The following is a 7,202-nucleotide window of genomic DNA, read 5'->3' on the forward strand; positions in this document are numbered from 1 at the left end:
AAACGCTCGACTGGGACACCCCAGCCGAGCGTTTGCGTGATCTACTCACCACCTAGAACCCAAGGCGGTGTTGCGACGACCCCTTGAAACCGCCGGCAAGGCGGGGCCTTTTTCGTGCTCCTGTGTAACAGCTGTGCACTAAGTAACTCGGGCCGTTCACCCGGTCTGACCGTCGATCGACTCCCTGATCAAGTCGGCGTGGCCGTTGTGCCGTGCGTACTCCTCGATCATGTGGACCAGGATCCACCGCAAGGTGAAGGTCTCGCCGGTATGCGGGCTCGTGAGTGCCGACTCCTCGTCGAGTCCACCGCGCGTGAGCGCTTCGTCGATGACCGCGTCTGAACGGCTGACGGCCTCGTCGAAGAGCGCCCGCAGCTCCTCCGGAGTGTCGTCACGAGCCGAATCGAACTCCCAGTCGTTCTCGACGAGAGCCCAGTCGACGGTGTCAAAAGGCTGCGCGAAACCTGCGTTGCGGAACCAGTGATCGAACCACTGGGACTCAACGAGCGCGAGGTGCTTCATCAGGCCGCCCAGTGTCATGTCGGTCGGCGGGCATTGCTGCGCCAACTGTTCCTGGGTGAGGCCGGAGCACTTCCACCGGAGCGTGTCGCGTTGGTACGCCAGTGATCCACGCAAGATCGCGACCTCGCTGCCGTGCAATGGCGCTTCGGTCCGCGCATTGACGTCGAATTCCTGTGCTTCGCTCACAGGTGCGCATCGTACGGGGGAACCACCGCTCATCGGCAGAGGTTTCCGTGTTCAGGCGATGGCGTCCAGCTCGGCCAGGGTTTCGGTGTCGAGCTCGACGTCGGCGGTTCGGACGTTGTCCTCGAGGTGGGCGATGCTGCGGGTGCCGGGGATCAGTGCGGTGTGGTTGTCGTGGGCAAGAATCCAGGCGAGACAGACGGCCGCCGTACTGACTCCTAGGCGTTCGGCGATCCGCTGTACGACGGGGTGCTCGGTGGGGACTGCCAGCTGGTCGAAGGGTGGCTGGCGGAACGCTGAGCCCAGGGGGAAGAACGGCACCCAGGTGATGCCGTTCGCGGCGCAGAGTGCGAGCTGGTCCTCGCTCGAACGGTCGAGCAGGTGGTAGGCGTTCTGCACGCAGACGATCCCGGCGGGCAGCGCCTGCTTGAGCTGCTCGGTGCTGACGTTGCTCAGGCCGATCGCTCCGATCAGCCCCTCGTCGCGCAAGGCGATCACTTCGGCGAGCTGGTCATCGAGCGGGACGACCTGGTCGCCTTCCGCGACCAGGCCCGGGCCTTGGTCCGCACGGCGCAGGTTGACCACCGGCACCTGGTCGACGCCGAGCGAATCGAGGTCGAGGTGGACCTGCTTCCGCAACTCCTCCGGCCGTTGCGCCAGGGCCAGCGGGACCGGGGCGTCGACGCGTCGCGCTCCGACCTTGCTCACGATCACGAGGTCGTCGGCGTACGGGTGCAGGGCGGCGCGGAGGTGCTGGTTGACCGTGGTGTCGCCGTAAAAGGATGCAGTGTCGAGGTGGTTGATGCCGAGCTCGACCACGCGTCGCAGAACGGTGGTGGCCGCGGCCGTGTCCAGGTGTTCGAGCTGCATCGCGCCGTACCCGATCCTGCTGATCTGGTGCCGGCCGAGGGCGACGGTGCCGCCCGGGTGCTTCGGTGTCGTGGCCATGAGGACGTCCCGAGGTAGAGTAAGTGGAGGTTTCTCCGATTACCGTAGCACTAACTGGAGGTTTCTCCACTTATGAGCCAGGGAGTCCGGCCGCTCCGCGCCGATGCGGCGCGGAAGCGTGAGCAGGTGGTGACGGCCGCGGCGGGCGAGCTGGCCGATCTCGCCGAGGCCGCACGCCAGGGCGACTCGGTGCACCTGTCGCTCGACCGCGTCGCGGCGCGCGCGCAGGTCGGCGTGGCGACGCTGTACCGGCATTTCCCGACCCGTGAGGCCCTGCTCGCGGCCGTGTATCAGCAGGAACTGACCCGGCTGTGCGACGCGGCGCCCGAGCTGGCCAACGACGGACCCACGGACGAAGCGCTGCTCGCCTGGATGTTCCGGTACGCCGACTTCGTCGACTCCAAGCGCGCGATGGGGGGCAGCCTCCGGGCGATCGTCGCCTCGGGCGCCGTCACGCAGGCGGACACCCGGGCTCGGCTGACCGCGGCGATCGGACACTTCTTGGAAGCCGGCGCGGGCGTGCTGCGGAGCGACGTACCGCCTGAGGACGTGGTGGCGGCGATGGCCGGTGCCGTGATCGCCGCCGATCCGGAGCAGCAACGCGAACAGACCGAGCGGCTGCTCAGGCTACTGATCGACGGTCTCCGGCAGCGCTAGACGAAGGTCTGCGTGCCGATCACGCGGAGGAGGTCGAGCTTCTCGCGAGCGTCGGTGCCTTCGAAGGGCAGGAACGCGCGCACTCTCAGATCGGCAGCGGGCGTCAGGAGGGTCTCGCAGGTCAGGTCGAGCTCGCCGACCTCCGGGTGCAGGAACCGCTTGCGCGGCAGCCGGCGTACGGCGACCTCGTGCAGCTCCCACAGTGCGCGGAACTCCGCACTCTGCGCGACGAGTGCGTCAACCAGCTCGGTGACGTCGGGGTCACCCATCCGGCGGGAGTAGGTGCCGCGCAGGTCGGCGACGTGCGCGGCCGAGTGCGCGTCCCAGTCCTCCTCGGGGAAGATTCGCCGGATGGTCTGGTCGGTGAACCAGAGCCAGGTCAGGTTCCGGGCGAGTCCCGTGCCGGAGTACCGGCCGATAACGACGTCGGCCAGGGCGTTCTGCCAGAGGACCTCGTCGAGGTCGGTCACGATGAAGACCGGGATGTCGACGAGGCGCTCGACGAGGCCGGTCAGGCCGGGGCTGATGTGCCGACCGGCGCGCCGAAGCGGCGGTGCCAGGCCGGCCAGGTTGTACAGGTGGTCACGTTCGTCGAGGTCGCAGCGCAGGGCGCGGGCGAGGCCGGCGATGATCGGCTCGGATGGGTTCGCGCCGCGGGACTGCTCGAGGCGCGAGTAGTAGTCGGTCGACATCCCCGCAAGCTGGGCGACCTCTTCGCGGCGCAGGCCGGGCGTACGGCGGCGCGCGCCGTCCGGCAGGCCCACGTCGGCCGGGTGCAGCAGCTCCCGGCGCCGGCGGAGGAAATCGGCCAGGCCGTCACGATCGGTCACACATCCATCATGCGTGACCACCCAAGCGGCTATCCAGGGACAACCTGTCCGTGGATGAAGTGGGCCTTCTCCCCACCCGGCGGCCCGGCAACGCTGGGAGCAACCCCAAGGAGGAAGTTCATGCACTACCGCACACTCGGCCGGACCGGGATCAAGGTCAGCCCGTACGCCCTCGGCGCGATGATGTTCGGTGCCGTCGGCAACGACGATCACGCCGCCTCGACCCGGATCATCCACAAGGCCCTCGACGCCGGCATCAACTTCGTCGACACCGCGGACATGTACTCGCACGGTGAGTCCGAGGTGATCGTCGGCGAGGCGCTGAAGGGCCGCCGGGAGCACGTCGTCCTGGCGACCAAGTCGCACCTCCCGATGGGCGAGGACCCGAACCAGCGCGGCAACTCCCGGCGCTGGATCATGACCGCCGTCGAGGACTCACTGCGCCGCCTGCAGACCGACTACATCGACGTCTTCCAGATGCACCGTCCCGACCCGGACACCGATGTCGAGGAGACGCTGTCGGCGCTGACCGACCTGATCCGCAGCGGCAAGGTCCGCGCGATCGGCTCGTCGACCACCCCGGCGAGCGAGATCGTCGAGGCACAGTGGGTCGCCGACCGGCGCGGTCTGGAACGGTTCCGCACCGAGCAGCCGCCGTACTCGATTCTGAACCGTGGGATCGAGCGCGAGGTGCTGCCGATGGTTCAGAAGTACGGTCTCGGTGCGCTGGTGTGGAGCCCGCTCGCGGGTGGCCAGCTCACCGGGCGGGCGCCGTCAGACCTTCGGCGTACGGCGATGTTCCGGCACATGACCGACGCGCGGCGGCTCGAGGTCGTGGAGCAACTGGGCCCGGTGGCTGACGCGGCAGGACTGAAGCTGACGCACCTGGCGATGGCGTTCGCGATCGCGCACCCGGCGGTCACCTCGGCGATCATCGGACCGCGGACCATGGAGCATCTCGACGACGCGCTGGCCGGCGCGGACGTGGTCCTCGACGACGACGTCCTCGACCAGATCGACAAGATCGTCCCGCCCGGTACGGATGTCGGGCGCCTCGACATGGACTACAACACCCCGGCGATCCTCGACCCGTCGCTGCGTCGCCGGACGGTCGGCGACCGCGCCGCCGCGTAGCCCAGCCTGGTCCCTCGACTCCTAGGGACAGCGGGACCCTTGTCGGGCGAGTGCGGGTCACGGATGCTCGGTGATGAGACCACCTGAAGGGAATCATTGCCATGAGCAAGCTCGCACTCGTCACCGGCGCCACCTCCGGCATCGGCAAAGCCTTCGCCGAGCGGCTGGTGTCCGACGGGTACGACGTGATCGCCGTCGGCCGCAACGCCGAACGGCTCGGCCAGCTCGTCGAAGCCCATCCGGAGGTGAAGATCCGGCCGGTGTCCGCCGATCTCTCCACCCTCGCCGGGATCCAGAGCGTCGCCGACATCGCGGCCGCCGAACCCGTCGACCTGCTGATCAACAACGCCGGCGTCGCGCACTACATGCCGCTCGCCGACCTCCCCGCGGACAAGACGACTGAGTTGGTCACCGTCAAGGTCCTCGCGCCGACCCTGCTGACCCGGGCCGTGGTCGGCGGAATGCAGGAGCGCGGCAGCGGCACGATCATCAACGTCGGCGGCATGATCGCGTTCAGCGGTCCGGCCCCGAGCTCCGTGATGCCGCGCCGCGCCGTGTACGCCGGAGCGCTCGCGAACCTGCTCGCCTTCTCGCAGACCCTGAGCGCGGAACTCGAAGGCACCGGAGTCCGGGTGCAGGCGCTGCTCCCGGGAGTCGTCGCCACCGAGTTCCACACCCGCCAGGGCATGGACCTGAGCTCGATCCCGCGGATGAGCGCCGACGACGTCGTCACGGCCAGCCTGCGCGGCCTGGAGCTCGGTGAGACGGTCACGGCTCCAGGCCTCGAGGACAGCAGCCTGCTGGACACGGTGTTCGCCGCGGATCTGGCCGCGTTCGGCGGCCAGAACCCGCAGCTCGCAAGCCGCTACCGCTAGCTGTAGTTCGCCGTCACGTGGTAGACGCGGCCGCCCCACCCGTCATTGGGGAACGAGTCCGACACCCGGACGTACCCGGCTTTGTCGGCACCGAGGTACGGCGTGAGGTCGAACGTCCGCGCCGCCTTGTTGTTGCCGTCGTGCTCCTGGTTGGTCTCGGTCGCGACCGTGGTCCAGTTCTGCCCGTCGCCGCTGACCTGGACGACGAACTCGTTGTCGATCGTCAGCGTCGCCGAGGCCTTCGTGGTGTCGGACGGGAACGGGAACCGGTAGACGAAGTACGAGTGCCCGTCAGCGAACCGGTTCTGTACGCCGTTGCTCTGTGAACCGTCCGCGTCGAACAGCCACGGGGTCTCGGCCGCCGTACCGGTGTCGAAGTCGGCCGTGTGGGCGATCAGGATGTCCGAACGCGAGCTGAACGCGAGCTGCGAACCGGACGTCGCCGTCACGTTCACCGAGTGCAGACCGTCCGTCGTACCGGCCGGGGTCGTCACGTCGAGGTCCACGGACGTCTCCACCGGTACGGCGTTCCCGCGCGGCCGGAGCGTCACGTTCGAGACCGCCGGAGTCACCGTCCAGCCCGACGGGCCTGCGGCCTTCACCGCGACCTTCACCGGCTGGTCCACGGGTCCCGTCGCCTGGACCGTGACCTTGACCTTCACGTGCGTCACGCTTCCGGTCGCCGGCATGACCACCGGGAGCGCCGGATCGGTTGTCGCCGACAACGATCGCACCGGCGGCGTCGCGGGGACGGCGGCGAGCAACGCGCTCAGCGCACTGGCCTGGGTACGCCAGTCGAAGACGTTCGGGGTCGCGCCGGACCACCGCTCCCCCAGCCGGTCCGAGGCATCCCGGTCGTTGTCCCAGATCGTCGCGACCTGCTGCGCGACGAAGTTCTGGTAGTGGCTGTCGTGCGTGGTGTCGGCGAGGTCCATCCAGTACCGCATGAAGATGCCCTTGAACTGCTTGCCGTTGTCGTCACACGTGCGCCCGGGCTGATCGCAGAACTCGGTCAGCGCGCCGTCGGTGACCAGTCCACCAGAACCGATCGCCGCGTCCGCCAACCGCCGTACCGAGGTGAGCAGTTTCGGGTCGTGGGTCGCGCGCCAGAGCTCGAGGCCGGCACCGATCGCCAGGCCCTGGTTGTAGGACCAGACCGTGTCGCCGTTGCTCTCGCAGTTGTCCTTCAGACCGTCGTTCACCAGACCGGCGGAGTTGATCATCCCGCTGTTGGTGAACCAGGTCCAGCCTTCCTGCGCGCGGCCGAGCCAGCGCGTGTCCTTCGGCATCCGGTTGTGCAGCTCCGCGGTGAGCCGGATCCACAGACCGTTGGTGACGGCGTTCTTGTAGGTGCGCTCGCCGTTCCACCAGACACCGCCGCCGCACGAGCTCGGGTCCCAGTATCCCTCGACGTACTCCGCGATCTTCACCGCCATGTCGAGGTACTTCGGGTTCTTGGTCAGGTCGTAGGCCTGGACCCAGGTCAGGCCCCACCATTCGGAGTCGTCGATCGCGCGACTGGTGAAGTTTCCGAGCAGCTCGTCACCGGACAGGACCCCGGCCGGGAACTTGCCCTTGTCCTTCTCGAACGTGTTGTCCAGCTGACCCAGGTAGCGCCGGTCGCCGGTGCGCTGCATGTAGTCGCCGATGGTCTGCAGGGCGACCGCTGAGTTCCACCAGCTCGACGGGAACCAGGCCTTGTTCGGCTCGTAGGAACTCATCAGCTGGTCGGCGGCGACCCGGGCGCGGGCGACGGCGGTCGGGCCGTCGGCCGGGGTGGGCGCCGCGCCGGCCGGCGGTGCCGCGAACCCGAGGGCCAGCGTCACCGCCCCGGCCATGAGCAAACGGAAGGTACGTCGGGGCAAGACCATGGGCGGATCTCCTCGAGGGGCTTGGAAACGTTTCACCGAGCTTCCGAGGATGTATCGTGGGGGGGGGGGCCGGCACCGCGGCGAATAGGGCGCCCGCCCCGCGTAATTAACACGACAAGCGCCCCGCGCGCGCGCGCGCGCGCGCCGCGCCCCCCCCCGCGGGGGGGCCCCCCCCCCCCCCC

7 protein-coding genes are annotated in these 7,202 nt (G+C 68.7%); 3 read left to right on the plus strand and 4 right to left on the minus strand.

Annotated elements, in window-relative coordinates:
• Positions 1-156: 156 nt before the first annotated feature.
• Both ACWGID_RS18020 and ACWGID_RS18025 read right to left on the minus strand, forming a co-directional pair.
• Positions 157-708 carry a DinB family protein gene (locus ACWGID_RS18020; RefSeq protein WP_452197840.1) on the minus strand — a complete coding sequence of 184 codons (552 nt, stop codon included), beginning with the start codon at positions 706-708 and terminating at the stop codon, positions 157-159.
• 51 nt (positions 709-759) lie between these two features.
• Positions 760-1,653, minus strand: coding sequence for an aldo/keto reductase (locus tag ACWGID_RS18025; protein WP_452197842.1), 894 nt, complete (start codon positions 1,651-1,653; stop codon positions 760-762).
• 72 nt (positions 1,654-1,725) lie between these two features.
• On the opposite strand from ACWGID_RS18025, the gene ACWGID_RS18030 reads away from it, so the two are divergent.
• On the plus strand, positions 1,726-2,310 hold the full coding sequence (locus ACWGID_RS18030) for a TetR/AcrR family transcriptional regulator (RefSeq protein ID WP_452197844.1): 585 nt from the start codon (positions 1,726-1,728) through the stop codon (positions 2,308-2,310).
• Here ACWGID_RS18030 and ACWGID_RS18035 read toward each other — a convergent pair.
• A complete protein-coding gene (locus tag ACWGID_RS18035; protein ID WP_452197846.1) occupies positions 2,307-3,140 on the minus strand; it encodes a helix-turn-helix transcriptional regulator in 834 nt (277 codons plus the stop codon). The two genes, ACWGID_RS18030 and ACWGID_RS18035, sit on opposite strands and share 4 nt — an antisense overlap.
• 120 nt (positions 3,141-3,260) lie before the next feature.
• Here ACWGID_RS18035 and ACWGID_RS18040 point away from each other — a divergent pair, with 120 nt between their 5' ends.
• On the plus strand, positions 3,261-4,274 hold the full coding sequence (locus ACWGID_RS18040; RefSeq protein ID WP_452197848.1) for an aldo/keto reductase: 1,014 nt from the start codon (positions 3,261-3,263) through the stop codon (positions 4,272-4,274).
• A 101-nt stretch (positions 4,275-4,375) separates the two neighbouring features.
• Positions 4,376-5,149 carry an SDR family NAD(P)-dependent oxidoreductase gene (locus ACWGID_RS18045; protein WP_452197850.1) on the plus strand — a complete coding sequence of 258 codons (774 nt, stop codon included), beginning with the start codon at positions 4,376-4,378 and terminating at the stop codon, positions 5,147-5,149.
• Here ACWGID_RS18045 and ACWGID_RS18050 read toward each other — a convergent pair.
• Positions 5,146-6,987 (minus strand): glycoside hydrolase family 76 protein, encoded by a 1,842-nt coding sequence (locus tag ACWGID_RS18050; RefSeq protein WP_452197852.1) that lies wholly within the window; start codon positions 6,985-6,987, stop codon positions 5,146-5,148. The genes ACWGID_RS18045 and ACWGID_RS18050 overlap by 4 nt on opposite strands.
• Positions 6,988-7,202 lie beyond the last annotated feature (215 nt).

It is taken from the genome of Kribbella sp. NPDC054772, assembly GCF_053611945.1.

Excerpts from the sequence above, each read along its gene's own strand:
- ACWGID_RS18025 (WP_452197842.1), bottom strand. The coding sequence starts at position 1,653 with ATGGCCACGACACCGAAGCACCCGGGCGGCACCGTCGCCCTCGGCCGG.
- ACWGID_RS18045 (WP_452197850.1), top strand. The coding sequence starts at position 4,376 with ATGAGCAAGCTCGCACTCGTCACCGGCGCCACCTCCGGCATCGGCAAA.
- ACWGID_RS18050 (WP_452197852.1), bottom strand. The coding sequence starts at position 6,987 with ATGGCCGGGGCGGTGACGCTGGCCCTCGGGTTCGCGGCACCGCCGGCC.
- ACWGID_RS18030 (WP_452197844.1), top strand. The coding sequence starts at position 1,726 with ATGAGCCAGGGAGTCCGGCCGCTCCGCGCCGATGCGGCGCGGAAGCGT.
- ACWGID_RS18040 (WP_452197848.1), top strand. The coding sequence starts at position 3,261 with ATGCACTACCGCACACTCGGCCGGACCGGGATCAAGGTCAGCCCGTAC.